The 25,767-nt window shown below is 45.0% G+C and carries 25 protein-coding genes, 3 tRNA genes and 1 pseudogene; 8 read left to right on the top strand and 21 right to left on the bottom strand.

The annotated features are described in order from the left end of the window. Positions 1-104 precede the first annotated feature (104 nt). Positions 105-598 (bottom strand): annotated as a pseudogene (locus tag MASE_RS06135) (M48 metallopeptidase family protein). Positions 599-929: 331 nt separating this feature from the next. On the opposite strand from MASE_RS06135, the gene MASE_RS06130 reads away from it, so the two are divergent. The 3 genes from MASE_RS06130 to MASE_RS06120 are packed head-to-tail and all read left to right on the top strand — an operon-like array spanning position 930 to position 4,218. Further along, positions 930-2,174: a hypothetical protein gene (locus tag MASE_RS06130; RefSeq protein ID WP_014948882.1), complete on the top strand. Its 1,245-nt coding sequence runs from the start codon at positions 930-932 to the stop codon at positions 2,172-2,174. 9 nt (positions 2,175-2,183) lie between these two features. Beyond that, positions 2,184-2,627: a hypothetical protein gene (locus MASE_RS06125; RefSeq protein WP_014948881.1), complete on the top strand. Its 444-nt coding sequence runs from the start codon at positions 2,184-2,186 to the stop codon at positions 2,625-2,627. Further along, entirely contained in the window at positions 2,620-4,218 is a 1,599-nt protein-coding gene (locus MASE_RS06120) for a sensor domain-containing diguanylate cyclase (protein ID WP_014948880.1), read from the top strand. Before MASE_RS06125 ends, MASE_RS06120 begins: the two co-directional genes overlap by 8 nt. A 137-nt stretch (positions 4,219-4,355) precedes the next feature. Here the strand turns inward: MASE_RS06120 and MASE_RS06115 are convergent, their stop codons facing one another. Beyond that, positions 4,356-4,922, bottom strand: coding sequence for a cytochrome b (locus MASE_RS06115; RefSeq protein ID WP_014948879.1), 567 nt, complete (start codon positions 4,920-4,922; stop codon positions 4,356-4,358). A 480-nt stretch (positions 4,923-5,402) separates the two neighbouring features. On the opposite strand from MASE_RS06115, the gene asd reads away from it, so the two are divergent. After that, positions 5,403-6,527, top strand: coding sequence for an aspartate-semialdehyde dehydrogenase (asd, locus tag MASE_RS06110; RefSeq protein WP_014948878.1), 1,125 nt, complete (start codon positions 5,403-5,405; stop codon positions 6,525-6,527). Between the two features lie 118 nt (positions 6,528-6,645). On the opposite strand, the gene MASE_RS06105 is transcribed toward asd, so the two are convergent. The 3 genes from MASE_RS06105 to MASE_RS06095 all read right to left on the bottom strand — a co-directional run bounded on the left by MASE_RS06105 (position 6,646) and on the right by MASE_RS06095 (position 9,548). Beyond that, a complete protein-coding gene (locus tag MASE_RS06105; protein WP_014948877.1) occupies positions 6,646-7,005 on the bottom strand; it encodes a VOC family protein in 360 nt (119 codons plus the stop codon). A 173-nt stretch (positions 7,006-7,178) separates the two neighbouring features. Next, on the bottom strand, positions 7,179-8,369 hold the full coding sequence (locus MASE_RS06100; protein WP_232362818.1) for an OprO/OprP family phosphate-selective porin: 1,191 nt from the start codon (positions 8,367-8,369) through the stop codon (positions 7,179-7,181). Between the two features lie 162 nt (positions 8,370-8,531). Continuing rightward, on the bottom strand, positions 8,532-9,548 hold the full coding sequence (locus MASE_RS06095) for a 2-dehydropantoate 2-reductase (RefSeq protein ID WP_014948875.1): 1,017 nt from the start codon (positions 9,546-9,548) through the stop codon (positions 8,532-8,534). A 220-nt stretch (positions 9,549-9,768) separates the two neighbouring features. Between MASE_RS06095 and MASE_RS06090 the strand changes: the two genes are divergently transcribed. After that, a complete protein-coding gene (locus tag MASE_RS06090) occupies positions 9,769-10,938 on the top strand; it encodes a patatin-like phospholipase family protein (RefSeq protein WP_014948874.1) in 1,170 nt (389 codons plus the stop codon). A gap of 236 nt (positions 10,939-11,174) precedes the next feature. After that, entirely contained in the window at positions 11,175-11,609 is a 435-nt protein-coding gene (locus MASE_RS06085; RefSeq protein ID WP_014948873.1) for a hypothetical protein, read from the top strand. Positions 11,610-11,796: 187 nt separating this feature from the next. Here MASE_RS06085 and MASE_RS06080 read toward each other — a convergent pair. The 16 genes from MASE_RS06080 to aspS all read right to left on the bottom strand — a co-directional run bounded on the left by MASE_RS06080 (position 11,797) and on the right by aspS (position 24,006). Beyond that, a tRNA-Ser gene (locus MASE_RS06080) sits at positions 11,797-11,887 on the bottom strand. A 122-nt stretch (positions 11,888-12,009) separates the two neighbouring features. Then, positions 12,010-13,065 (bottom strand): quinolinate synthase NadA, encoded by a 1,056-nt coding sequence (nadA, locus tag MASE_RS06075; protein ID WP_014948872.1) that lies wholly within the window; start codon positions 13,063-13,065, stop codon positions 12,010-12,012. 244 nt (positions 13,066-13,309) lie between these two features. Further along, a tRNA-Lys gene (locus tag MASE_RS06070) sits at positions 13,310-13,385 on the bottom strand. 24 nt (positions 13,386-13,409) lie between these two features. Next, positions 13,410-13,485, bottom strand: a tRNA-Lys gene (locus tag MASE_RS06065). A 292-nt stretch (positions 13,486-13,777) separates the two neighbouring features. After that, a complete protein-coding gene (ybgF, locus tag MASE_RS06060) occupies positions 13,778-14,572 on the bottom strand; it encodes a tol-pal system protein YbgF (protein WP_014948871.1) in 795 nt (264 codons plus the stop codon). Continuing rightward, positions 14,572-15,138: a peptidoglycan-associated lipoprotein Pal gene (gene pal / locus MASE_RS06055; protein ID WP_014948870.1), complete on the bottom strand. Its 567-nt coding sequence runs from the start codon at positions 15,136-15,138 to the stop codon at positions 14,572-14,574. The genes ybgF and pal overlap by 1 nt, the downstream gene beginning before the upstream one ends. Positions 15,139-15,178: 40 nt before the next feature. Continuing rightward, positions 15,179-16,534: a Tol-Pal system beta propeller repeat protein TolB gene (gene tolB, locus MASE_RS06050; protein WP_014948869.1), complete on the bottom strand. Its 1,356-nt coding sequence runs from the start codon at positions 16,532-16,534 to the stop codon at positions 15,179-15,181. Positions 16,535-16,538: 4 nt separating this feature from the next. Then, positions 16,539-17,432 carry a cell envelope integrity protein TolA gene (tolA, locus tag MASE_RS06045; RefSeq protein WP_014948868.1) on the bottom strand — a complete coding sequence of 298 codons (894 nt, stop codon included), beginning with the start codon at positions 17,430-17,432 and terminating at the stop codon, positions 16,539-16,541. A gap of 7 nt (positions 17,433-17,439) precedes the next feature. Then, positions 17,440-17,859 carry a protein TolR gene (tolR, locus tag MASE_RS06040; RefSeq protein WP_014948867.1) on the bottom strand — a complete coding sequence of 140 codons (420 nt, stop codon included), beginning with the start codon at positions 17,857-17,859 and terminating at the stop codon, positions 17,440-17,442. A gap of 29 nt (positions 17,860-17,888) precedes the next feature. Next, positions 17,889-18,578, bottom strand: coding sequence for a protein TolQ (tolQ, locus tag MASE_RS06035; RefSeq protein WP_014948866.1), 690 nt, complete (start codon positions 18,576-18,578; stop codon positions 17,889-17,891). Next, on the bottom strand, positions 18,568-18,966 hold the full coding sequence (ybgC, locus tag MASE_RS06030; protein ID WP_014948865.1) for a tol-pal system-associated acyl-CoA thioesterase: 399 nt from the start codon (positions 18,964-18,966) through the stop codon (positions 18,568-18,570). Before ybgC ends, tolQ begins: the two co-directional genes overlap by 11 nt. Before the next feature lie 587 nt (positions 18,967-19,553). Continuing rightward, positions 19,554-20,558, bottom strand: coding sequence for a Holliday junction branch migration DNA helicase RuvB (gene ruvB / locus MASE_RS06025; protein WP_014948864.1), 1,005 nt, complete (start codon positions 20,556-20,558; stop codon positions 19,554-19,556). 68 nt (positions 20,559-20,626) lie between these two features. Then, positions 20,627-21,247, bottom strand: a complete 621-nt coding sequence (gene ruvA, locus MASE_RS06020; protein ID WP_014948863.1) for a Holliday junction branch migration protein RuvA — start codon at positions 21,245-21,247, stop codon at positions 20,627-20,629. A gap of 36 nt (positions 21,248-21,283) precedes the next feature. Continuing rightward, positions 21,284-21,802 carry a crossover junction endodeoxyribonuclease RuvC gene (ruvC, locus tag MASE_RS06015; protein ID WP_014948862.1) on the bottom strand — a complete coding sequence of 173 codons (519 nt, stop codon included), beginning with the start codon at positions 21,800-21,802 and terminating at the stop codon, positions 21,284-21,286. Continuing rightward, positions 21,802-22,242: a dihydroneopterin triphosphate diphosphatase gene (gene nudB, locus MASE_RS06010; protein ID WP_014948861.1), complete on the bottom strand. Its 441-nt coding sequence runs from the start codon at positions 22,240-22,242 to the stop codon at positions 21,802-21,804. The genes ruvC and nudB overlap by 1 nt, the downstream gene beginning before the upstream one ends. Positions 22,243-22,245: 3 nt before the next feature. Beyond that, a complete protein-coding gene (gene aspS, locus MASE_RS06005; protein ID WP_014948860.1) occupies positions 22,246-24,006 on the bottom strand; it encodes an aspartate--tRNA ligase in 1,761 nt (586 codons plus the stop codon). Positions 24,007-24,253: 247 nt separating this feature from the next. On the opposite strand from aspS, the gene MASE_RS06000 reads away from it, so the two are divergent. Both MASE_RS06000 and MASE_RS05995 read left to right on the top strand, forming a co-directional pair. Continuing rightward, positions 24,254-25,105 (top strand): DUF72 domain-containing protein, encoded by an 852-nt coding sequence (locus MASE_RS06000; protein WP_014948859.1) that lies wholly within the window; start codon positions 24,254-24,256, stop codon positions 25,103-25,105. Positions 25,106-25,229: 124 nt separating this feature from the next. Then, entirely contained in the window at positions 25,230-25,715 is a 486-nt protein-coding gene (locus MASE_RS05995) for a GAF domain-containing protein (RefSeq protein ID WP_014948858.1), read from the top strand. Positions 25,716-25,767 lie beyond the last annotated feature (52 nt).

Here is a 25,767-nt window from a genome sequence, read left to right as displayed (position 1 = left end):
TCGTTAATTCCAGCGCTTGGGCTTTAATTTAGTTATAGCAAGCACACGACAATTGTACTCAACATGGGTTTAAACATAGCGACACCTGATGAGGCGTTCACATGTTACGTGTACGGATTTTCTCCCATTGATACGGCCACACAGAACAAGCGTAAATCCAGCCTAGTTATGATAATCTGGCTCCATATAGCAGCAAAGTTTATAGAAGGCTTTATTGTGGTCTTTTCTTTAAAGTGCGCCAGTTCATGCACTACAAGGGCTTTTAACAAGGCCTCTGGGGCATAGAGTAAATCGTTATTAATGGCCAAGTCGTGTTTGCGCGTTTTACCCTGCATACGGTAAGTATGCGTACCTAGCGCGTTAGTTATCATATCACCTTGCTTTTTAAACGCGGCGCGCCCAAACGGTGGCGCATTTTTTAAGTATCGCTTTTTTAATTCCGTCGCGTACTGATACAGCAATTTGTCGGTGGTTATATCATGGGCCTCTGGGTATTTTTTAGTAAATAACGCTGTAGCCGATTGCTGGAAATGAGCTGTAAGGCTTGCTCCACAATAGTTGAAGGGTAGCCGTTAAAATACCGAGCATATTCATTCACGTTTTTTCTCCTTTACGTCAGGAATTATAAAGCAAATTGGAGCCGTAGACAGTGAAAGCCGCTTACAAACATTTCTGTTGAAAATAAAAAAGCAGCAGTAACAATAAGTCATATTAGGAATCCCCCTACAGTAACGACAAGCTAAATGATATGCTGGTCAAACAACGCTCGAAGATACCACTCGCATTTATCAAGCGCTCGGTTAAAAAAATAAAAAAAGCTGACTTTTCATACGTTTTCCTGTTTCTTTACTATTCTTACTGTAACCAGCAGCTCGAAAGTATGATTTTTAGGTGTTAGCAAAGACAAGCTTGAATTTGGATACGCATTGATGATTAAAAAGCCCTTCTCAGTTATCGCTATGGTGATGAGCTTCCTCATTGTTAATAGTGCGTTTGCTGAAAAAGAGAACGTAAAGGTTAGTGGTTTTGGCACCGTTGCAACAGCAACTTCCGATTCTGACAGGTATCAGTTTCGTTCAGACCGGTCTCAAGCTGAATCGGCGAAAAAAGGCGGCCTTGCATTCAAGCCTTTGAGTTTAGTTGGCGTACAGCTTGATTACAGCGTTTCTGATAACCTAGACTTTGTGGGTCAATTCGTTTATCGAGAGCAAGATGAGCAAAACCTGGATTCGATAACCCAGATGGCTTTTCTAAGATACGATATAACCCCATCATGGCAAGTAAGAGCAGGAAGACTTGCGGCCGATATTTTTCACTTCAGTGATACCAGAGACGTGTCGATAGCCTATCCTTGGGTGAAAGTCCCCACCGAGGTTTACGGTATTGTTCCCGCAAGAAGCTTTGATGGAGGAGACATTAGCTACACTAAGCCTTACGACAACTTTAATTTATTGATTAAAGGCTTTTGGGGAAGCGGAGAGAGTGACTTTTCTAGTGACGATTACAACCCGATTAGGTTTAATAACTTACGTTCAATTGGTGTTGAATTTGTCTCATTCGACTGGAGCCTTGCTCTTAAACACACCCAAACCGAAGCGGACAATGACGACGAAGATTTAGCAGTTGTCGCTGCTTCCGTTGCGCAGCTACAGCCATTTTGGAGCGGCGCCATAGACTTTGCTAAAGAAGTAAGCCTTAAAGATACAACCATTCACTATACGTCCGTTTACTTCAACCGTTATTTTGATGCGTGGGAGCTTTCTGGCGAGCTATCATATATCGATTCAAATTCAATTGCGTTGAGACCCTCTTTTAATGGCTTCCTCAACCTCAGCTATCTTTATGGTGCGCATACATTCTACGGTTTATACTCATTTGCAAAGACAGACACATACTTTCTTAGCCAAGAGCAACCTGGCTTCCCAATAAACGAGAGCACTGCTCAACTAGCCGTTTTTGTAGAAGAAGTAGCGAGTAGCTTGGCACATCATCAACAAACACTTTCTCTCGGATGGCGTTGGGATTTGCAAGAAAACCTAGCCTTTAAAGTGCAGCTTGAGCGAACTGATGTTGAAGCTAGAGGAACTGGCCTACGCGCCAGAGATGGTCTTGTTGTAGATGATGAAGATGGGGTTGTTCACACTCTCTTTGTTGCGTTAAGTTTCAGCTTTTAGGGGGAGGAGATGACTTTTTATAAACACTTCTCACCCCTACTGGCTGTCGTGCTTGCCTTGTATAGCTTTTCCTCTGTAGCGCAATCACAAGAGAAAATCGTTGTTGTTACTAACTTAAACAATGATGTGCAGGTTTTAGATAAGAAAGGGATTATAGATCTCTTCATGGGCAAGTACTCGGCTTTCCCTAACGGTAGGCAGGCAACGCCCATCGATATAGAGCTTAATGACGAGCTAAAAGGTCAATTTTATAAATCGCTGGTGGGCCTTCCCCTTGCTCGCGTTAATGCGTATTGGTCTAGACTGAAGTTTTCTGGACGTGTTAAACCACCTGCGATAGAACAAACTATAGAAGATGTTAAACAACGGCTAGAAGACGATGAGTCAGCCTTAGCCTATGTATATGAGTCGTACGTCACCGACAAAATGAAGGTAGTGTACCGCTTTGATTAACATCCACGGCTTAGGGTTTCGTTTTTCACTCATATTAGTAGCTGCTGCTATGCTGGTAGTACTTACGACCGCCGAATTTTTTTATCGCGCTACGTATGAGCACGAAATTAGTGAAGCGAACAACGATATTCAAGAACTTTACCAAACCGTTGCCGCAACGGCGTCTATCGCTGCTTTTTTAGAAGATGAAGATCTGGCAAAAGAGGCGATCAACGGCTTGGTTAAAAGTGAAAAAATACTCGCAGCGTCTATTAAAAGCGATGCAATGTATTATCAATTCAATGTGAACGATGCCATCAGCAAAGGCGTCAAGCCTCGGGTATTTTTGGTGAGGCACCCATTCATTCCTGAAGACACCTTGGCTGAGGTCAATGTTTACCCTAACTTTGCCCACATTATTGAACAGGCGAAAAAAATAAGTACTGACAATAATTATTCATTGTATGTTGAAGCAGTGGTTGTCGGCATTGTTGCGTTGATAATTACCTACTACATCATAATCTCTCCTATGCTTCGCGTGGGTCGTTCACTGCATAAGATTACTCCAGGCACAAAAGAAAGAATTGAAATGCCGGAGTATCACTCCCGAAGTGAAATAGGCGAGCTGGTGCAGGACACCAATCAACTGTTAAACAAAGTCGAAGAGCAATTCACTCAAGAGCGTCAACTTAGGGAAGAAATCGAATTTCTGGAAAAGCGTTTCAGAATGCTTTTTGAAAACGCAAAGTCTGCCACTGTGTTAATGGCGGAAAATGGAATTATCGAGCTTAGAAATAAGGCCTTCAACGACTTGGTAGAAAAGATTGGCCTAGAGATAAAGCAAGGTTATGGCGAGCTACTTGATGAGCTATTTGAAGCGCCTACTGCAATGAAAACTTCGCTTTCGGAGGCATTTGCACGCAATGAGTTTGCAACAGGTGAATATAAACTAAAATCAGAGAAAACTGACGACGCCACATGGGTTCAACTAATCGCAAGCCCTTTAGTCACTGATGATGGCGAACGCTACTATCAGCTGACGCTGAATGATATTTCTAGTAGAAAACACGAACTCCAGAAACTGGCCTTACAGGCAGACTTCGATGCACTCACAGGTATTTATAATCGCAATGGCGGTGAAAAGCTGATTGCGAAGTTAATGAGAAAAGACCACCACTTCGCTCTCGCGTTAATTGACCTGAACGGCTTCAAAGCGGTGAACGATATTTTCGGTCATGATGCGGGCGACGAAGTACTCATCTTTGTGGCTGAACAGTTACAGGAAAAAATTCGCAAAAACGATGTAGCGATACGTTGGGGCGGCGATGAGTTTGTATTATTACTTCAAGCTGAAGACGAAGTTTCTGTAAAACGCGCCATAGAAAAAGTGAATGACGGGGTGAAGCAACCTTTCTACTTTAACGGCGACCCAGAGCCAACCTTTATTTCAATGAGTGTGGGCGTTTCCTTTTTCCCTGCCATGAGCGATGACATGAGTACGTTAATAAAACTGGCTGACATTGCCATGTACAAAGCGAAACAAAACAAGGTCTCAGCGCCCAATGACTATCTCTTCTTTGCTGACTCAGCATCACGTAATGGCAGCCAATAAATGTTGAAGAAAAAAAGCCGAGCAAAAATAGCTCGGCTTCTACGTGAAAGTTATCTATCTGTTCTCCCTGGGTGCAAACTTCAGTCAAAATACTTTTACGATGACGAAGGTATACACGAAAACTAGGTTATTAAGCACTACTCCCCAATGGTTTTGCCTAGCATGCGCTTCAATGTGCCATCTTTATCAACGAAATGATGCTTAAGAGCGCCAGCAATGTGTAGCAAGAGTGCGACAATAACGGTATAACCAAGATAGAAGTGTATAGCGCCACCTGCTTTGGAAAGCTCGTAATTTATCGGTAGCGTTTTCTCAGGATCTTCAACACTATAATTTGGCGCGAAGACCTCCAGACCAAAAACTGACAGCCCGTGCCCACCCAATACCGACGCCATCAAGCCTGAAATTGGCATTAAGAGCGTGGCGATAATCAACACCCAGTGCACAACTGACGCTAATTTGTGCTCTATTGGCTTATAGTTAGCAGCAGCGCTAGGCCAACCATTTTTCATGCGCCATACCACACGTGCTAGTGCGACAAAGAGTACAAGAAAACCAATCGCTTTGTGCCAGGGGTATAGTGCATACACACCGTTTTCCGACATGTAAATCCCAGTGGCAAGCAAGCCAATAATGGTTAATCCAACCAACCAGTGCAAAAATACCGTAGTGGTAGCAAATTTGTTATGACTATCGTACTGCATGCGTTCCTCACTTTTATTTTCATATTAAGAACTACGTTTTCCTTAAAGCGTATCTCAATATTGTATATCTCCTCACACATTGTGAGGGATTAATTCTATTTATAAAGCAATTTTTAGACCGTAAGCAGTACATAGGCACAATGAGGGGTTAATACAGGTTCGCTCTCTACCCTGCGCTTTGATTGCTCCTTCAAGTGTTTTGTTGAAATTTTTTGCCATGAACTAACCGTTTCTAAAATGCTTATATCAGCGATAGATTATTTATAAAAACCATCTAGCCAGCGGGATAAATAACACTTAGACTGCAAAGACAAAAATAAAAACGACAGGTATTGCGCCAGCACAATAAAGCAGCGGCGTTCGACATCATTCTACGTTCAATTGATAGACACGTTAATTCATAAGTACATGTGTTAGCGTTGAGCAAAAGGCATAGGTGGTGAAGTACTTTTCATTTTAGTAACAAGGGTTCTCAATTTAATGTCACAACAAAAAGTAGGTTTAGTGGGCTGGCGCGGTATGGTTGGCTCAGTATTAATGCAGCGCATGCAAGAAGAGCAAGATTTCGCGCACATTGAGCCCACCTTTTTCACTACCTCGCAAAAAGGTAGTGCAGCACCAGATTTTGCTGGAAAGGATGCTGGTGTTCTAGAAGATGCGCACGATATCGAAGCGCTATCTAAACAGGATATCATTATTACCTGTCAGGGCGGCGACTACACAAAAGCCGTGTACAACGATTTAAGAGCCACTGGCTGGAACGGTTATTGGATTGATGCTGCGTCAGCGCTTCGTATGAAAGACGATGCCGTAATTATTCTAGATCCAGTAAACCGTAAAGAAATTGATAGTGGCATTGAAAAAGGCATTCGTACCTACGTAGGTGGAAACTGCACGGTTTCCCTTATGCTTCTGGCACTCGGTGGCCTGTTTGAGAAAGACTTGGTTGAATGGGCTTCGCCAATGACCTATCAAGCCGCTTCAGGTTCGGGTGCACAGCACATGCGTGAGCTAATTAATCAAATGGGTGCAATTCACAGTAATGTGAAAGCTAAAGTTGAAGATCCCGCTACCGCGATTTTAGAAATTGACCAGCAAGTGTCTGAGTTTATTCGAAGCGCAGACTACCCTAGTGAACAGTTCGGTGTTCCGCTTGCGGGTAGCTTAATTCCGTACATCGATTCGCAACTACCTTCAGGTCAAAGCCGCGAAGAGTGGAAAGCCCAAGCGGAAGCCAACAAGATTTTAGGTATTAAAGGCAGTGAAGTGCCGATAGACGGTATTTGTGTACGTGTTGGCGCCATGCGCTGTCATAGCCAGGCTATCACACTTAAGCTAAAGAAAGACTTGCCTCTAGCCGAAATTGAAACAATCTTGGCTAACCACAACGACTGGGTAAAAGTGATTCCTAACGATCGCGACGCGACGATGCAAGAACTTACGCCAGCGAAAGTGACCGGTACACTGTCTATTCCCGTAGGCCGTATTCGCAAGCTTAACATGGGTCCTGAATATATCTCGGCATTTACTGTCGGCGATCAGCTATTGTGGGGTGCCGCAGAGCCGCTTCGCAGAATGCTGCGCATTGTGCTTGAGCAAAAGTAACGACAAGCTTATAGCTAATTAATCTGAATTTAGAGCGCCTTGCTGTGTCATTACACGCAAGGCGTTTTTTATCAGACTATAAAAGCCAGAATCACTAGACATCGTAGACACGATAGAGCTATTTTGCCGACTCAGACCAAACAGCAAGCTCATTACCACCTGGCTCGACAAAATGAAAGCGACAGCCCCCCGGGAAGTCAAACAACGGTTTAGTAATTGCTCCACCTGCTTTTTCTACACATTCTTGCGATTCAGAAATGTTATTGGAATACAGCACCAATAAAGGCGCACCACTTTCTGCCTTCATCACACGTTGTGCAGAAAAAATCCCTCCGTCCATGCCAGCATTGCTAAACGCACTGTATTCACTGCCATAATCGGTAAAACACCAGCCAAACGCACTTTCAAAAAACGCTTTTGAGCGGCGAATATCTAGAGATGCAAATTCGACATAGTTGAGTTTGGTGCTTTCTTGCATGTCACTCTCCTCTTTTTAAAAAATGATGAGCTCATACTATCACCAACTTTAGACTTATTGATTAAATTCTAAACGTGCTTAATCGTTTAACATAAGACGAATAGCATTTATTCAGGTCACTTAGTTTGCAGCATTTTATTAGTTTGGCTTTATTGCTCACTCGGCGTGAGTAGTTAAAAACTGACGTCCCACTGCAGAGAGTAGATGGTCTCGTCCCCTACTTCAGTATCGAACTGATCCAGTGAAACCCTGCTTACCTCTGCGGTAAGTTTGTTTTTGTGGCCGTTAAGAAAATAGTTTAATGCTACTGTCTTTTCAAAAAAGCGTTCGTCTTGTTCACTGTCTCGGGGCGAATAGGTCCCGAAGCGTGCAGCCATTTCAAGGGGCTCTGGCCACCAGCTGATTGATTCACTCAAAAAATAACCCGCCTGCACATAATAGCCGCGCAGCGTAGTTTCTCTATTGTTGTCCGCTAAATTCACAATATCTTTTTCATGATATTCCGCTTGAGCATTAAACCCTTTATAAAAATAGGCACCATCAATCACAAACTGCTGAATGTCGTACTGACCTTCGATCTCGCCCGCACTAAAGTTGGCTAAATTACCAGCGCCAGACGATGAAAAACGCGTAAACTGGCTTTTGAACTTCGCCCCTGCTATTGCTAGAGCTGCTTTGGGAGTAGCTGTTCGTTTAATGTCACTGTTTTTAAACCCGACAGACTCACCTAAGAAATTCCACTGTAATCGCCCTGTATACATATTCTCGCCATCGTGATTGCTATAATCACCACGGCCCGAGCCATTGAATACTCCTACCCAGTAATTGAAATTGGCCGCGCCTGGGCCATCAAAATTACCGTACAGGGATGCCCCCATTTGCCTATCTAGCGTAAATATTCTGTTGATGATTGAACGATCCATCATTTGCTGGCCGCCACTGCTAACACTGCGCTCTCTGGAATACTCGACTTTCCACTGACCAACCTTAAACCGAAGCGCGTCATACTTTTCAAAAGATAGTGTAGCGGTCAGCGTGCGCTGATCGACAGCATCGTATTCCACACCATATTTAATCCAAGGCAAACCAATGTGACCATCTAATTTGACCCGCGCCCTGTTAACGCCAAATTGATTACCGGCGTTATGCTCAAAGTCAGCACGCTCGGTAGGCTGGCTTATACCGGGATTGGCATAGCGAAACTGAAGTCTACCGCGCACGCGAAGCGAGAAGGTATTGTTGTCGCTTTGAAATGAAAGGCCGTTGCCATTGTATTGAGAGAACGTTGCGCTAGATTCGCGCTCGACATCAACCTCAGACGCTACAACCGTCGTATGGAAAAGCGACGCCCATAAAGCACTCAACAGAAGACAAGAAGAAAAACGATTTTGAAAAAGCAAAGCACACTAAAAATAACAGAAGTTTGCGCGCAGGATATATACTTTAGTATAAGAATCAAGTGCTCTGACATAAAAATGACACAAAACTGTAATATTTAACGTTAAAATACATCTTAGATAGGCCTGTCACTTTAACAGTAAAGCATTTGCCGGTAAGTGAGGACTTCCTTTCTTAGCGACTTCGTGTTGTTTGATCAGGTTAACAATATGCTTATTCACTGGCGTCGCTATGTGATTTTCTTCACCGAGCCTGACTATCTCGCCGTTCAAATAATCAATCTCCGTTCGTCGCCCCAGCGCCAAATCTTCATACATTGATGAACGTGCTTCGGGATCTATTTTAAGCGTAGATGAAGCCATCACATTGAATAAAAAATTAGGTAGCTTCATAATTTTTGGCATCAGTTTGGGAATGACCTTACCGGTTCTTGCTGGTGCAATTCCTTCCGCTTTTAGTACTGCTAACGCCTCGGACAACACCTTTGCCATAACTAACCTATATTGCCTATCCCCTAGCTGTGATTTCAGCGGTATACCCGACAGTGCATTGACTGCGTTATTCAAGTTCATAATAAGTTTGCCATACTGTACAGCTTTCATATCGTTATAAACCGTAACGGGCAACGACGCGTTGTTAAGCGCTTTTATAATGTCACTACATTGGTTATTGGGGTCTTCAAGGGCAATATTACCCTCAGTACCACAGTGAAAATGGCCGTTACCTTTATAAAAAACATTGAAAGGCACCATACCTGCAATTACGCATTGTTTTATGTGCTGGCGCAGCAGGTGTGCATTACCCACTCCGTTTTGAAGACTGACTACGACTGCTGATTGCTTTGCATGCTGATTGATTATCGCAGCAGCCTGCTCGGTATCTTGGCTTTTAACGCAAAGCAAAATGACGTCAGCATCAACTAAACTATCGTTCTCAATTGAAAAAGCGATATGCTCAGGCTTTGTTAGCTGCTCACGCCCTTGCCAATCCGTTACTTTAAGACCATTAGCAGTAATATCATCATATAAACGCTGACGGCCAATGAGCGTAAGCGCATTAGCGGCGCTCAATGTGGGGTCAGAGGCTAACAGGCAGCCCGCTACATAACATCCAATACTTCCCGCACCTAACACGGCAATTTTCATTATTGACTCCCAATGAAAGTTTAGCTTTCAACACTTTGTTAGACTGCGATTAAACGATCAAAATGTAAACACAAAAATCACAATGAAATAACAAAAAGTGTTTCAGTATCAGTTATTTCCTATCAGTCCGATTTATTATTTCCATTTTCTCCGGCATCGTGATCTCCCTACAATTAGACCAAGTAGTCAATTTGTAGTCATGGTCAAATAGAGGGTTATCATGTCGGGTCAACAATCTGCTCCTTCTCTCGCTTATACAAAAGCACACAGTGCTGAAATGTCGAACAATGGCAAAGTTGCCTTGGTTGCGGAAGGTGGTGGACAGCGAGGAATTTTTACGGCAGGCGTACTCGATACATGGTTAGACGCCGGACACGACCCTTTCGATATTCTTATTGGCACTTCAGCAGGTTCACAGAACTTAACGAGTTTTGTGGCGCGTCAAAAAGGCTATGCAAAGCGTCTTATTCGCGGCTTAACTCGACACAAACGCTTTTTCCAAATGGGAAGAGGTTTAATGGGCAAACATATTGTCGATTTAGACTGGTACTTTGACAAAACCCAAGAAGCGAACCGTTTACTTGATCTTGATACTGCGAAGGCTAATGTTGCGGACAGAGAAATTTTATTTACCGCCACAAATTCCAGAGACAGACAGGCGTATTTTCTCGATCCAATGAAAAGTACTCACAACTGGGTCGATCTTATCAAGGCTTCGAGCGCCCTCCCCTTACTTTACAAACAGGGCGTACCGCTGCACATTGACGTCGAGACGAAACAGGCAGCCAATACCGATTTCTTTCTAGACGGTGGCTTGGCTGCACCGTTGCCTGTTACCGAAGCATACAAGCGCGGCGCGACGAAAATCGTAGTTATTCGCACCGTAGATAGAGGCTTTCAAGTACAGTCGCCTTGGCTACAAAAGTTAAGCGCGGTAATGTGCGCAACGGGCACGTGCCCAAAGACCATCGACTATCTGCTGCAGCACGAACAAGCGTATCAAAAAGAACTGGCGTTTATTGAAAACCCGCCAGAAGGCGTAGAGGTTATTCAAATTTTTGCGTCGGATAAGCTTCAAAGTAAATTGTTAGGTAGTACAGACGCACAACTTCGTCATGATTATAAGCTTGGTAAGCAAGCTGGAAGTGCCTTTTTAGAAACCGAAAACAAAGTCCTTGCTTACCAGCTAGAGGAAAACAGACAGCCTGTTGCTCCGCTTTTCGATGTAACTGATACCCCCAAGGGCATGCATAGTAAAGACAGCGCTAACTATAGTGTGAAATCAGAACACGCTACATTAAGTGGTAGACGTCCAATTAAGTTGCCTTTTCCAGCACGTCGAACAGGCAAGATAGAAAAAGTAGACAAAGAGAATAGGATCTCCGCGTAGCCCGTTTACTCATTTGATAAAGGGTGCTTGGCAGCAGGTGCCTTTTCTCTATTTTGCTACTCTTTCAGTAATATTTCTTTGCTATTTCGGTGCTATTTCGGAGCTTGGTTCGCCATGTTTACATCATGACTTAGCAAGCTCCTCTCCCGTTCTTGCCTCTATTAGCGGCAAACGGGTTGACATTGTCTGGCAGAATATTTATAACGCGCTCACCCACATAATCATTAAATGTAACCATGTCAGAATTATCAACACCCGTAAAACAAACTGAAGCCCATAAACTTATCGACAGCCTATTGAAGTCGAACGACCCAACTGCTGATCTAGATAAGATTGCTGAAGAATTCAACATTGCGAACTGGGGACAGTCTAACGCTGTTTCTGCTGATTTATACTCAGCAGTTAGAGACTTGCTTGGCAAAGGCGTTGTGACTGGTAATGACCTAGTTTCTGGAAAAGACACCATGGACCCGATTGTACATAAAGTACAAGCGGAGACAGACAAGCTTATTGCTAACCCAAGTGATGCAGACGCTGATCGCGTTCAAACGTTTGTACTTGGCTTCCTACGCACGTTCGTGAGCCAATTACTTCACCCAGGTACAAAGAAAGCGATTTACGCGAAAAAGCTTCCTGACCTAATCAAGCTTCACCAGCAAATTGCGAAGTAATTAGCAGCGGCGCGACATCACAGGTGAAAAGCCATTAGCTTTAGCATACCAGCGTCGCAACAATCGCGTTTAAAAAGAAACCCGCTTCATAGCGGGTTTCTTTTTACGTAAGCGAAAAGTATCCGCGCATCATCCAGCGCTGATCGGCAGGCACAAAAAAACCGGCCTAAAGCCGGTTCTCAGTATTTGGCGGAGAGAGAGGGATTCGAACCCTCGATACGCTATAAACGTATACACACTTTCCAGGCGTGCGCCTTCAGCCACTCAGCCATCTCTCCAAATTTTGTATCAAGAAGATTTCAACGACGAAAACCCTTGAGCGCGCGTATAGTAGGTAAAGCCGCGCGCTTAATCAAGAACTTGCTGGAAAATATTCAGCAAGTGCTTATAAAACGTGCGCTTATAGCCCGCCTTTCGCTTTTAACTCGGCTGAGAAGTTAAGCATGCGATCAAGTGGAATAAGTGCACCTTTACGCAATTCATCATCAACAAAGATTTCATGCCCATCAGTTTCGCCCGTTAAAGACGCCTTAATCGCTTCTAAGCCGTTCATTGCCATCCAAGGACAGTGAGCACAGCTTTTACACGTAGCGCCGTTACCGCCCGTTGGAGCCTCTATAAACGTCTTCTCTGGAGTAAGTTGTTGCATCTTGTAAAAGATGCCTTTATCGGTAGCAACAATAAAGGTGTCGTTATCCATGGTTTGCGAGGCTTTTATCAATTGACTGGTTGAGCCAACTGCATCTGCCATTTCTACCACGCTTGCGGGTGATTCAGGGTGAACCAGTATCGCGGCATTTGGGTACAGTGCTTTCATGTCTGCTAGTTTCTGTGCAGAGAACTCGTCGTGAACGATACACTCGCCCTGCCACATTAGCATGTCGGCACCCGTTTGCTTGGCAATGTACGAGCCTAAGTGTCGGTCAGGGCCCCAAATGATTTTCTTGCCCTGGCTGTCTAAGTGCTCAACGATTTCAAGCGCGATGCTTGACGTTACTACCCAGTCAGCGCGCGCTTTTACTGCCGCTGATGTATTCGCGTAAACCACTACAGTGTGGTCAGGGTGCTGATCACAGAATTCGCTAAACTCTTTTACCGGGCAACCAATATCAAGCGAACACGTTGCTTCAAGTGTTGGCATTAGTACGGTTTTTTCAGGGCTAAGAATTTTTGCCGTTTCACCCATGAAGCGAACGCCAGCAACAATTAAGGTTTGTTCTTGTGCATCTCTTCCGAAGCGCGCCATTTCCAATGAGTCTGCCACGCAGCCACCAGTCTCTTCAGCGAGTGCCTGAATTTCATGGTCGGTGTAATAGTGTGCGACAAGCACAGCGTTACGGGCTTTAAGTAAAGCTTTGATCTCAGCCTTTAATTCAGCTTTACGTGCTTCTGACAATGGCTGTGGTTTTGCTGGGAACGGGTACTCTACCTGATCCACTCGAAATGCTACTGACATTAACCTACATCTCTGTTGCGACAAGGGTGCGGATTATACCCAACTGTCATAAAAATTACACACTACCTAATCAACATAAGGGTAATTAAATAGTCGTAGTTATGCTTACCTGTTCTACTACATGGGGTTAGGTAAACCAGATCAAAGTGCAAATGAGACGAGTAGCGTTTTAAAACGCAATAAGCATTGGTGTTTTGTACTGAGGAGATTATTTAAAAAAGGAATATTTGAGTTTGAGACTTGATGGTGGGTCGTGCTGGATTCGAACCAGCGACCAATTGATTAAAAGTCAACTGCTCTACCAACTGAGCTAACGACCCATCATTTGATGCTAGGAGAGAAAGTGGTGGGTCGTGCTGGATTCGAACCAGCGACCAATTGATTAAAAGTCAACTGCTCTACCAACTGAGCTAACGACCCTTTCTTTCCTGTTGTTGCCTGTGTCTTGGCAACGGCGGCATATAATACTCAGATTTTTATTCGACGCAACCCATAACGTCCTTTTATTTTCATTTTTCTGTCAAATTACGACTAAACGGTCAAAATGAAAACAAATCGCTGAGTATTTATACCAGTACTAATTGAGTTTAGTCAGGTTTCTACGAAATACAGTGAAATTTGGTGCAGAAGTTTTATGCACTCTAAATGGAATTTTTTGAAAAAAACTTTTCTCTAACTCATAAAAAAGCCTCTTTAAAAGAGGCTTTGTTCATTACAAGTTATTTAACCGAGATTCAGCGAGGCGTTTTGCCGAAGAATCAGGGTAATCATTTACAACTTGTTGGAACAGCTGACGCGCTGTTGAACTGTCTCCCGTTCGCTCGGCAATGACACCTAGTTTTAATAAGGCATCAGGACGCTTGGAAGAATCGGTAAAGCGATTAGCTACAATATTAAATTGCTCACTTGCTTCGCTCCACTGCTGCTTATTAAACAACAGTTGCCCTAACCAATAGTGCGCATTTGGTGCGTAACCACTGTTGGGAAAGCGTGAAATGAACGATTGAAACGCAGGAATGGCTTTATCGTACTCACGAGACTTAAGGATCAAATTCACCGCATTTTCGTAGGCTTCATCTTCACCTGCTTGCGGAGCTTGCGTTGGAGTAGATGCTGTTGGAGAGCTCACAGAGCCCGAATCAACACCTGCACTAGGCATGGCACTACCTTGTAGCGCGCCGCTTTGCTTAAGTGCCTCCACCCGTTTATCTATTTCAAGGTAAAGCTCACGCTGACGCTCAAGTACTTTTTGAAGTTCATTGGTATTAACTTCAACCGCACCACGCAGCTGGTCGACTTCCATTTGCATGTTGTCTAGTTGCGTTTGAAGCCTGTGTTGCATTTCGGTTCGGCTCTTAACAATACGCTCTAGCACAACAATACGCTGCTCTAATTCACTGCCGCCATTGGCGTCTACCACAGGCGCTTGCGCAAATGCGGTAGAAACAGCAAGGGCGGCACATAAAGTGACGCCCATTTTTAATGTCTTATTCGTTAGAATAGTCATTAGCGGTAAACAACCACTCCGCGACGGTTTTGAGCAAATGCATACTCAGTAGACCCCATCACTGCTGGTTTTTCTTCGCCGTATGAAACTACTGTTACTTGGCTGCTGCTTACGCCAGCATTAAGTAGGTAAGTTTCAACAGACTGTGCACGACGTTCGCCTAGCGCGATGTTGTACTCAGGCGTACCACGGCTGTCAGTGTGACCTTCAATAGTCACTTTAGTGCTTGGGTTTTTCACCAAGAACGCCGCGTGCTTGTCTAAAATACGCTGGAACTCTGGCTTGATGCTTGAGCGGTCAAAGTCAAAGTAAACGGTTTGTTCGTTCTTCAGCGCTTCCATTTCTTGCTGAACCATTTCTTCTTGACGCTTCATACGCTGTGCAGCTTCTGCTTTAACGCGCTGTGCTTCTGCTTCACGTGCTTCCGCTTCTGCAGCCGCTTGTTCTTGTGCAAGGCGGTTACGCTCTGCTGCCAATTCTTCTTCGCTAGGGCCTGAAGAACATGCCATCATTGTCACTACTGGCAATGCGATAATGAAGCTCTTCATCACTTTATTCATTTGCATCCTACTAATCCTTAAATTTTATTGTTTAGTCGTTAAATTGTTAGAACAAAAATGGTGACCAACTTGGCGATTTAACTTGCCCATTGGCTGCTGGTAACCTAGCTTTAAAACGCCCATCTAAAGAAACCAGTGACAACACTTGGGTTCCCTCGTGAAGGGTGCTGTATATAATCATGCTTCCATTCGGCGCTACGCTTGGTGATTCATCTAAGTACGTCCGTGTCAGTACTTGAGGTGATCCACCATCCAAAGACTGCTTCGCAATGTGATAGTTCCCATTAGTTTGGTTTACCATAATCATTTGCTTGCCGTCTGGGGAAATCGTACCGCCAAGGTTCTGTTCACCTACAAAGGTAACTCGCCTTACTTTCCCAGAATTTAAATTTACGCTATATATCTGGGGTTTACCACCCCGTTCCGAGCTAAATATTAACCCACTGCCGTCTGGTAGCCACGCGGGCTCCGTATCAATCGCTCTATTTCGTGTTACTCGGCGAAGATTTTTTGTCGCTAAGTCCATCACATAGAGTTCAGGGTTTCCATCTTTCGATAAAACCATTGCAAGTTGCTTGCCATCTGGTGAAAACACCGGGCTACTATTTATTCCAGGGAAATCAGTAATGCGCGTACGCTCGCTGGTGTAGATATTCTGAATGAATATTTGCGGTCTACGATTTTCAAAACTAACGTAGGCAAGCTTCTCGCCATCAGGCGACCACACTGGCGACATAAGCGGCTCTGGCGAAGACAACAAGCGCGTTTCGTTCTCACCATCGTAGTCTGCAATGACTAATTGGTAAGGTTTTTCTACCGTGTCACGGTCGCGAACAATGACGTAAGCAATTTTCGTTAAAAATGCACCGCGAACACCGGTCAATTTTTCATACACAATGTCGCTAATTCGATGCGCATACTGGCGAAAATCTCGGCCGTTGATCACTGCCTGACGGGCAGCTAGTACGTGATCATTACTCGATACCAAATTCCCGTCTTTGAGTACTTTAGCTTGCCCATTGTCAACTTGCCCTTTAAGTACATCAATCAACTCATAGGATACAAGGTAACGGTCGCCTCCTTGTGGCTCAATACTTCCTACTAAAACCGTGTCCACACCTAAGGTTGCCCATGCAGTGAAAGACACTTGTTCCGCTGTCTCCGGATACTGTGGCATTTTGTCGACAGATACCGGATTAAACTTACCACTACGCATTAAGTCGGCCATCACCACTTTAGAAATATCGCCAGGCATACTGCCCTGACCTTTCCATTTAAATGGCACAACCCCGATTGGACGTGCACTATCTACGCCCTCGGTTATCACAATTTCTAAGGATGCAAACACTTTGGCACTGAATGCCATCGTAATAAGCGCTATCCATAAACCTAGTTTTTTCATACCACTATAATTCCACTTTTAAAGTAATGTCTTTTAACTGCTCGTAAACGTCTGGCGCATCAGATACCGGTAACTTTTCGGCCCTGCGAACCGCGCTTTCTGCCGCTCTACACAGCGCATCATTGCCGCCGAGTACACGAATACTCGTAACAAACCCTGTCGTTGCTAACCGAATATTCAATCGACAGGTTTTGCCTTGATAGCTGTCGTCCGAATACAAATTGCGCTTTATGGTTTGCTGAATAAGCGCGGTATAACGCTCTACTTCAGTAAGTACCTGTTTTCGCCTACGTTCTTGCTGAGCAGCTTGTTCTTTTGCAAGCTGCTCTTGCATGATCCTTTCCATTTCAGCGCGTTCAGCTGCTTCTTTTTTCTTTCGCTCAGCCTCAGCTTTCGCTTTTGCTTCGCGCTCCTTACGCTCTTGTTCCTTCTGCGCCGCTAAGCGCTCCAAGTCTTTCTGACGTTTCGCTTCAGCCGCTTCTGCTTCACGCTTCTCTTTCGCACGCTTGGCTGCTAGCTGCTGCCGGCGTTTTTTCTCTGCCGCGGCTTCTGCTTTTCTTTGCCTTTCTTGCTCTTCGGCTCTTGCTTGAGCTTCAGCTTGTGCCTGCTCCCTTTTTTGATCCGCAATCGCTTGCGCATCAATAAACGTCGCTTCTATCACAGGCGCATTCGACGGCATACTTGGCAACGGGTCAGGAGAGAAACTGACGCTAATTAGCAACAGCGCAGCAATAAAAAGATGCAAACCAATGGACTTGTACAAGCCTACTTGTTCTGGGCTTATACTGTTGGCTTGCTTGGCACTTTTGCCGTTCTTTTTATCACCACTTACACCGTTACTCGCGTTGTTTGAGTGGCTAGCGGTTGACGTGCTTTTCGACACTTCAGGTTTAGACATATCTATATTACTCAACCGGATCCGTCATTAACCCTACTGAAGGCACACCCGCCTGCTGTAATAACACCATTAGCTGTATCACTTCGTTATACGCTACTTGTCCATCGCCTTTTACCACTACGGGCGTATTGGGCTCTTTGGTCAATTGTGCTTTTACAATAGCGCCAAGCTCTTCTTCGCTAATTGGCGATTCCTGGTCTTCGCCTACATTAAGGAAGTAGCGACCTTTAACATCCACTGACGCAATAATAGGTGGTGTATCTTCTTGCTCTATCGGGTTGGCACTTGCTTTAGGCAAATCTACCTTTACCCCTTGAGAAATAAGCGGCGCCGTTACCATAAAGATAATAAGCAACACCAACATCACGTCGATGTAGGGCACTACGTTTATCTCTGATACCGGCCTGCGGCGTTTTCTTACATACATAACAAGTCCTCCGTTTGGAATGTAAACGCTTAGGCTTGTTGTTGTGCTTGCGCAGCAACGGCTTGGCGATGAAGGATTGCAGAGAACTCTTCCATGAAGTTGCCGTAGCTATTTTCTAGCTTCTCAACCTGATGGCTGAAACGGTTGTAGGCAATAACCGCAGGAATAGCGGCAAACAGGCCGATAGCAGTTGCAATAAGTGCTTCTGCAATACCCGGCGCTACCATTGCAAGGGTAGCTTGCTGCACTTCACCTAGTGCGATGAAGGCATTCATGATCCCCCACACAGTTCCAAATAGACCGATGTAAGGACTAATTGAGCCCGCCGTGGCTAAAAAGGGTAGACGACTTTCTAATTCTTCGACTTGACGAGACATAGAAACGCGCATGGCACGGTATGTACCATCAACTATGCCGTTGGTAGCGGTGTTAGACTTGCGCAGGCGAACAAACTCTTTAAAGCCTGAGCAAAAGATGCTGCCCATGCCTGTGAGGTTAGTTCTGGCAGAAAGCTCTTGATAAAGACGGTTAAGGTCAGCGCCTGACCAGAACTTATCTTCAAACTGACGCATTTCGTTGCGTGCCGCCGACAACGCTTTGCTACGTTGGAAGATAAACGTCCACGACGCTATCGACACGCTTAGCAACAAAAGCATAACTAGTTGAACAATAAAACTCGCTTGTAAAAACAAGCCAATAAAAGTGAGATCAGATGACACGCGAAATTTCCCCTAACAAAGTACGTGGTAATCTTTTTGGCTTCATAACGGCCAAATCGACGCAGGCAACCTTGATATCTCCCGATACCAATGTAACGCCTTGTTCATTTTTAATAATTTGTTGAAACGTCATACTAGCGCCTTTCAATTCTACAACGCGAGTTTCAATACTCAACAGTTGATTGAACCGTGCAGGCGCATAGTTATGCATTTCAACGTGTTTGACGACGAAAGCGATGGATTGTTCCATCAGCGTGTCTTGTTCAAAACCTAGCTCGCGAAGCCACTCTGTACGGGCTCGCTCCATAAACTTTAGGTAATTCGCATAATAGACGATACCGCCTGCGTCGGTATCTTCGTAATACACTCTTACCTGGTGTAAATGCATAACTATTCCTTCACCTAAAAATTTAATAATCCAAAGCGGAGTTAAAATAACTAATTAGCGCGACAAAATGCAGAACAAAAACACTCCACAAGCCCCACCAAAGCTAACATTTAATCAAAAGTAAACCAATATTAAACACCCAGTTAACACATTAGTTTTTCTAATTCAAAACAACAATTTTACTCAATTGTAGTTTTTTCTGCTCTCCCTATAATGCACAGCATCAGTCGTACAGAGCGTGATGGTGCTTAGCACGGTCATGCAAGAGTTATTCTCCTGTTAGACATGAGTTCCCTGGATTTATTTCCTTCAACACTTGTTGTTTTAGCCCGCTCAATGAGCGGGCTTTTTTTTTGCCTGTAATTTAGCATCGGTACAAACCAAAATATTGGCGGCCCATGCTTAACTTGCGCTATGCAATAATTCGCCATCCAATCTCAATGCTCTGAACTTACAGCTTCCCCCATACGAGCATTTACTTGTAGCGTTTGAAACGGCTTCTGTATTTTCTGTGTTGCCAAAAAAAGCCCAGCAATCCTGCTAGGCCTTTAAAACGAATCTGTACCTTCTTACAAAGGGGCGGTAAATTATTCAGACGGAGCGAAGCCAAAATGAAGATAAGCGCGCTGCGACACAATACGGCCTCGAGGCGTGCGCTGTAAAAAGCCCTGCTGAATAAGGAAGGGTTCAATAACGTCTTCTATGGTTTCTTTTTCTTCACCAATGGCTGCTGCCAAATTGTCTAAGCCTACTGGCCCACCATCAAACTTTTCGATAATAGCAGTAAGCAATTTACGATCCATGTAATCGAAACCTTCTTTATCAACGTCAAGCATATCCAGTGCCTTCGATGCCGTATCGGCCCCCACCGTGCCGTCTGCTTTAATTTCTGCGTAGTCTCGAACACGGCGTAACAAACGATTGGCAATACGCGGTGTGCCACGCGAACGACGAGCCACTTCTTGCGCACCTTCATCGTTCATGTCTAAATTCAGATAGCTCGCACTTCTTGCCACAATACTGGTAAGGTCTTTTACGTTGTAAAACTCAAGGCGTTGAACAATGCCGAAACGGTCGCGTAATGGCGACGTTAGCGAGCCTGCGCGGGTGGTAGCGCCTACCAGCGTAAAAGGAGGAAGGTCTAGCTTAATTGAACGGGCGGCAGGCCCCTCGCCTATCATAATATCAAGCTGATAGTCTTCCATGGCAGGATAGAGAATTTCCTCTACCACTGGGCTTAAGCGATGTATTTCGTCTATGAACAATACATCATTGCGCTCAAGGTTGGTAAGCAGTGCAGCCAAGTCGCCAGCTTTCTCAAGCACAGGGCCTGACGTGGTTTTAATGTTCACGCCCATTTCATTTGCCACAATGTTCGCAAGCGTGGTTTTACCCAGTCCTGGCGGACCGAAAATAAGTAGATGGTCTAGCGCATCGTCGCGATTACGCGCAGCTTGAATAAAAATTTCCATTTGCTCACATACGTGAGGCTGCCCCGTATAGTCTTCCAGCATTTTAGGGCGAATGGCGCGGTCGATGACCTCGTCTTCGGTGCTGGCTTCAGGCGTAATCAGTCTGTCGGCTTCAATCATGATAGTTCTACTTTAAACGGTGACGTGAAGACAGGCAGACTAAGAACCGCTGTCTTCGTTGAGCGCCATTATATGGCCGCTTTTAATGATTCGCGAATAAGGGCCTCACTTTCCATGCCCTCTTTATATACGCTGTCGACTAGCTTGCTCGCTTGAGCAGGTTTATAGCCCAGTGCAATAAGCGCGCTTTGCGCTTCTTCCCGAGCGTCGTTTACAGCAACAATAGTGTTGGTGGATAGCAAGTCGCCACTTGGGGGCGGTACAGCAATACTCTGCGCCTTACCAAATTTTGCTAGGCGGTCTTTAAGCTCTACCACTAAACGCTCTGCGGTTTTCTTACCTATACCCGGTAAGCTGACGAGTGCAGAAACATCTTCATTTTGTACACTTGCCAAGAACTGGCTTGCCGACATTCCAGATAAAATAGCAAGGCCTAATTTTGGACCTACACCATTGGCTTTGATCAATTCTCGGAAAAGCCCTCTTTCCATTTTATCAGCAAAACCAAACAGCAATTGGGCGTCTTCACGAACCACAAAGTGTGTGTACACCACCACTTCTTCACCCACCGCGGGAAGCTGGTAGAAACTGGTCATAGGCATGTGAATTTCGTAGCCAACACCGGCTACATCTACAAGAATTTCTGGAGGCTGTTTCTCAGCCAACGTACCGCGAATTCGTCCAATCATGAATTATCTCTGTAAAAGCGTGAGCTTCGAGCAGTATTAGCGCAAACGACCACGAACGGTTTTTCGGGCTTGCCCTGCCATGTTTATCAGGCTCTGTTCAGTGTGTGCATGACACAAGGCAACGGCTAATGCATCGGCAGCATCGGCCTGTGGCGTGCCGCTTAAATTCAGCAGGTGTTTTACCATGTGCTGAACTTGCGTTTTATCTGCGCCACCTTTTCCAACTACCGACTGCTTAATTTGCCTTGCGCTGTATTCAGCAACAGGAAGTTGCGCTTGGGTGGCTGCCACAATCGCGGCACCTCTGGCCTGACCAAGCTTCAGCGCTGAATCAGGGTTTTTCGCCATAAATACCTGCTCAATAGCAAACTGGTCGGGTTTATATTGACGAATAATATCGCCAACACCGGTAAAAATATTAGCAAGACGAGAGGGTAAATCTGCCGTTCCAACGCGAATGCATCCGCTTGCTACATACACCAGTTTACCTTGCTTGCGTGCAATTAAACCGTAGCCTGTGATCCGAGAACCTGGATCTATACCCAGTATAACCATTAAGGCACACTCGGTACAAACAAAGATACCGCTTCTTTATTAGAGGGAGACCATAAACGCGCGAGTGCTTCGTCTTTCGACACCCATTCGTACTGTAAGTGCTCTGTTAAAACAAGGGGTAAATCGCTGTTTATTTGAAGGGAAAATACGTGTTCTGTGTTGTGCACAGTACCAGGAGGATAACGATGTAGCCAGCGGCTACGAATTTCATATTGGTTTTGCTTATCGTGGTCGTTGACCACAAAGCCGTGTGCTTTGGCATCGATGCCAATTTCTTCACACACTTCACGATATGCCGTTTCTAAGGGTAACTCCCCCTCTTCTAACGCGCCGGTTACCGACTGCCAAAAGGTGGGGTCGTCTTGTCGTTGCAAAAGCAGCACTCGGTAGTGTTGGTCGTACAACACTACCAGTGCAGATTCAGGCTTCTTATACGCCATAAATTACGATTGCTTTTTCACCGTTGCAATAGCAAGCTCTTCAAGCTGCTGTGGGTTCGCAGGGCTAGGCGCCGATGTTAACGGACATGCCGCTGTGGTCGTTTTAGGGAATGCCATAACATCACGAATAGAGGTTGCGCCCGTCATTAGCATTACCAAACGGTCTAGACCAAACGCAAGACCTGCATGCGGCGGCGCACCAAAGCGCAGCGCGTCAAGCAAGAAGCCAAACTTGTTCTTCGCTTCTTCATCGTCAATGCCAAGAATGTTGAATACCGTAGACTGCATGTCTTCATTGTGAATACGTACAGAACCACCGCCTAATTCAACACCGTTCAATACCATATCGTAAGCATCAGATAAGGCTTCAGCTGGGTTAGCTTTAAGTTCTTCTGGCGTTAAACCACGCGGCGCGGTAAACGGGTGGTGAATAGCGTGTAGCTGACCGTCAAACTCTTCGAACATTGGGAAGTCAACAACCCAAAGTGGTTTCCACTCGCCTTCAAGAAGCTCAAAGTCTTCACCAAGCTTAAGACGAAGTGCGCCCATCGCTTCGGTAACCACAGTGTAGCTGTCTGCACCGAACAATAGAATATCGCCACTTTGTGCGCCAGTGCGCTCTAGCATGGCGTTAGTGATGTCTTCAGTTAGGAATTTAAGGATTGGCGACTGTAGACCTTCAAGACCAGCACCAGCATCGTTAACTTTAATCCAAGCCAGGCCTTTCGCGCCGTAAATACCTACAAATTTGGTGTATTCGTCAATTTGCTTACGCGAAAGCGACGCCCCACCGGGTACGCGAATTGCCGCAACGCGACCTTTAGGGTCGTTTGCCGGGCCGCTGAATACTTTAAAGTCAACGTTAGCAAGCAAGTCTGCAACGTCTGTTAACTCTAGCGGGTTACGTAGGTCTGGCTTGTCACTACCAAAGCGCGTCATGGCTTCTTTATACGTCATGCGCGGGAAGTCACCAAGGTCAACGTTTAGCATTTTGTTGAACAAGTCGCGGATCATACGCTCGGTAATAGACATTACGCCATCGGCATCTAAGAACGTGGTCTCAATATCGATTTGGGTAAATTCTGGCTGACGGTCGGCACGTAAGTCTTCATCGCGGAAGCACTTAACGATTTGATAGTAACGATCCATGCCCGACATCATCAGAAGCTGTTTGAAAAGCTGTGGCGATTGCGGAAGTGCAAAGAACTCACCTTTGTGTGTGCGGCTTGGCACTAGGTAGTCACGTGCACCTTCTGGCGTTGCCTTAGTAAGAATAGGCGTTTCAATATCAAGGAAACCTTCTTCTTCTAGGAAACGACGTACAGCTCCAGTAACTTTTGCACGGAACTGTAAGCGCTGGCTCATTACGGGACGGCGAAGGTCTAGATAACGATAGCGAAGGCGCTGTTCTTCTGAGTTTTCTTGGTTCCAGTCTAGTGGAAGTACGTCAGACTTGTTGATCACTTCAAGGCCTGTGCCTAGGATCTCAATCTCACCTGTGCGCATGTCTTTGTTAACTTGACCTTCAGGGCGCGCACGCACTTTACCCGTTAGCTTCACGCAGAATTCGCTACGCAAGGTGTTAGCTACCGATAGCACGTCTGGTAAATCTGGGTCGAACACCACTTGTACGATACCTTCGCGGTCGCGTAAGTCGATGAAAATTACACCGCCTAAATCGCGACGCTTATTAACCCACCCGCAAAGGGTAACTTCTTGTCCAATGTATGATGAATCGATATTCCCACAGTAATCTGTGCGCATGGTCCTTGACCCCTGATGTTTTTTCTTGCTTCGCATGCAATGAATTGGCGTTCAAAACCGCTTACTTTTGGGCTTAAGACTTTGCCAAAAATCACGTAAACTTGCTGGCCAATTAGCTGGCCCGCCCACAACATGCATAATGTAATGATTTAAAGGCCGCATAGTATAAACAAATGCTTGATAAAGCCCAATGACAAATATGCACAAATCAGCCATATCACAAGGAAATCTCTATATTGGATTGCCAATGTGGCAACACAGCCATTGGCCAAGCACGTGGTTTGCTAATTATCCCAAGTCTGATAATGGATTGTCGCTGTATGCTAAGGAGTGTAATACGGTTGAAGGGAATACCACATTTTACTCTCTTCCCCACCAAGACGCTGTAGCGAGATGGTGCGATTCAGTACCCTGCCACTTCAGATTTACTTTCAAGTTTCACCAGAACATTACTCATGTACATCAATTACAGCATTGTGATGAAGAGGTTGCCCAACAGCTTGCTTTATTAAGCCCGTTAAAAGAAAAGCTAGGAGTCATGATGCTGCAACTGCCCGCTTCTTTTGGGCCAGAAAAGCTATCCATTTTGGATACTTTTTTAGCGGCGTTACCTCAAGAATTAAACATAGCGGTTGAGGTGCGCCACCTGGCATTTTTTGCAAAGGGTGATGAGGAAAAGGCGCTTAATCAACTTTTGATCCGCCACGGTGCGAACAGAATCATTATGGACACCCGAGCGCTTTTCACTGGCTCTTTAGACTCAGGGGGAACAAATAGACGTGCGATGCTAGAGGAAGTGCGAGAGAAAAAGCCTCGTGTACCAGTAAATGTTATCGCTACAGGCCATACTCCCATTGTCCGCTTTGTCGGTAACGATATAGATGATGACAACCAACGCTGTTTATTGCCTTGGGTGAAAAAAGTGAAGATTTGGCAAAGTGAAGGAAAAGACGTTTACTTTTTTTGTCACCGCCCAGACAACAAAGATGCTCCCTGGTTAGCGCAGCAGTTTATCGATTTGTATAACAACACTACTCCATCACTCGCGCTAAATAACCTGTCTATTAAAACTCAACCAGAGCAGAATTCACTGTTTTGATGACGAGCAACTGACATTGAGCCTATCAATATTTTTTAATAGATAGCGTTTTTCTAATTCAGCGGTAAACTACTGCTCTTATCTATTTTGGTACTACACCATTATTTACCGTGAAATAGCCTCAATGAACCATGAATATGAGAAAGCGCGTATTGCTGCGCTTGAATCGTTAGATATTTTAGATACTTCCCCAAGCGAACAACTTGACGAGCTCACCAAAGCTGTACAAGAAGAATTTAATGCTAAAACCTGCTTGGTAAGCCTTGTTGCAGAAGATCGCCAATGGTTTAAGTCTCGCCAGTGTATGGATGCTACCGAAACACCGCGTAATATCTCGTTTTGCACCTACGCGATAGCCGAAGAAGAATACTTGATTGTTCCCGACGCTAAAGCCGATAAGCTATTCGCTAATAACCCGCTGGTTACTGGCAGCCCTTACATAAGAGCTTACGCAGGTGCTATCTTGCGCAACAAAGATGGCTATGAATTGGGTACGTTATGCCTACTGTTTGATGAACCACGTGACTTTTTAGATGTTGAGATAGAAAGCTTAAAAAACCACGCCCGCACAGTTGAAACCATTATTTTTTCAGAGCACCTTCCAGCATAACTCCAGCCCTACGCTTTTCGTATCGCAAAACAAAAACGCATCACTAAAAAGT

The sequence above is a fragment of the Alteromonas macleodii ATCC 27126 genome (assembly GCF_000172635.2).
GTDB lineage: Bacteria > Pseudomonadota > Gammaproteobacteria > Enterobacterales > Alteromonadaceae > Alteromonas > Alteromonas macleodii.
The sequence above is the reverse complement of the archived record's forward strand: the minus strand, read 5'-3'. Positions and strand labels throughout refer to the sequence as shown.

Coding starts and splice junctions, on each gene's coding strand:
- MASE_RS05995 (WP_014948858.1), top strand. CDS start 25,230: ATGAACCATGAATATGAGAAAGCGCGTATTGCTGCGCTTGAATCGTTA.
- ybgC (WP_014948865.1), bottom strand. CDS start 18,966: ATGCATTTACACCAGGTAAGAGTGTATTACGAAGATACCGACGCAGGC.
- tolA (WP_014948868.1), bottom strand. CDS start 17,432: ATGTCTAAACCTGAAGTGTCGAAAAGCACGTCAACCGCTAGCCACTCA.
- nudB (WP_014948861.1), bottom strand. CDS start 22,242: ATGGCGTATAAGAAGCCTGAATCTGCACTGGTAGTGTTGTACGACCAA.
- ybgF (WP_014948871.1), bottom strand. CDS start 14,572: ATGACTATTCTAACGAATAAGACATTAAAAATGGGCGTCACTTTATGT.
- MASE_RS06105 (WP_014948877.1), bottom strand. CDS start 7,005: ATGCAAGAAAGCACCAAACTCAACTATGTCGAATTTGCATCTCTAGAT.
- asd (WP_014948878.1), top strand. CDS start 5,403: ATGTCACAACAAAAAGTAGGTTTAGTGGGCTGGCGCGGTATGGTTGGC.
- MASE_RS06090 (WP_014948874.1), top strand. CDS start 9,769: ATGTCGGGTCAACAATCTGCTCCTTCTCTCGCTTATACAAAAGCACAC.
- MASE_RS06125 (WP_014948881.1), top strand. CDS start 2,184: ATGACTTTTTATAAACACTTCTCACCCCTACTGGCTGTCGTGCTTGCC.
- tolB (WP_014948869.1), bottom strand. CDS start 16,534: ATGAAAAAACTAGGTTTATGGATAGCGCTTATTACGATGGCATTCAGT.
- MASE_RS06130 (WP_014948882.1), top strand. CDS start 930: ATGATTAAAAAGCCCTTCTCAGTTATCGCTATGGTGATGAGCTTCCTC.
- nadA (WP_014948872.1), bottom strand. CDS start 13,065: ATGTCAGTAGCATTTCGAGTGGATCAGGTAGAGTACCCGTTCCCAGCA.
- ruvB (WP_014948864.1), bottom strand. CDS start 20,558: ATGATTGAAGCCGACAGACTGATTACGCCTGAAGCCAGCACCGAAGAC.
- ruvC (WP_014948862.1), bottom strand. CDS start 21,802: ATGGTTATACTGGGTATAGATCCAGGTTCTCGGATCACAGGCTACGGT.
- MASE_RS06095 (WP_014948875.1), bottom strand. CDS start 9,548: ATGAAAATTGCCGTGTTAGGTGCGGGAAGTATTGGATGTTATGTAGCG.
- ruvA (WP_014948863.1), bottom strand. CDS start 21,247: ATGATTGGACGAATTCGCGGTACGTTGGCTGAGAAACAGCCTCCAGAA.
- aspS (WP_014948860.1), bottom strand. CDS start 24,006: ATGCGCACAGATTACTGTGGGAATATCGATTCATCATACATTGGACAA.
- MASE_RS06085 (WP_014948873.1), top strand. CDS start 11,175: ATGTCAGAATTATCAACACCCGTAAAACAAACTGAAGCCCATAAACTT.
- pal (WP_014948870.1), bottom strand. CDS start 15,138: ATGCAAATGAATAAAGTGATGAAGAGCTTCATTATCGCATTGCCAGTA.
- tolR (WP_014948867.1), bottom strand. CDS start 17,859: ATGTATGTAAGAAAACGCCGCAGGCCGGTATCAGAGATAAACGTAGTG.
- MASE_RS06000 (WP_014948859.1), top strand. CDS start 24,254: ATGTGGCAACACAGCCATTGGCCAAGCACGTGGTTTGCTAATTATCCC.
- MASE_RS06115 (WP_014948879.1), bottom strand. CDS start 4,922: ATGCAGTACGATAGTCATAACAAATTTGCTACCACTACGGTATTTTTG.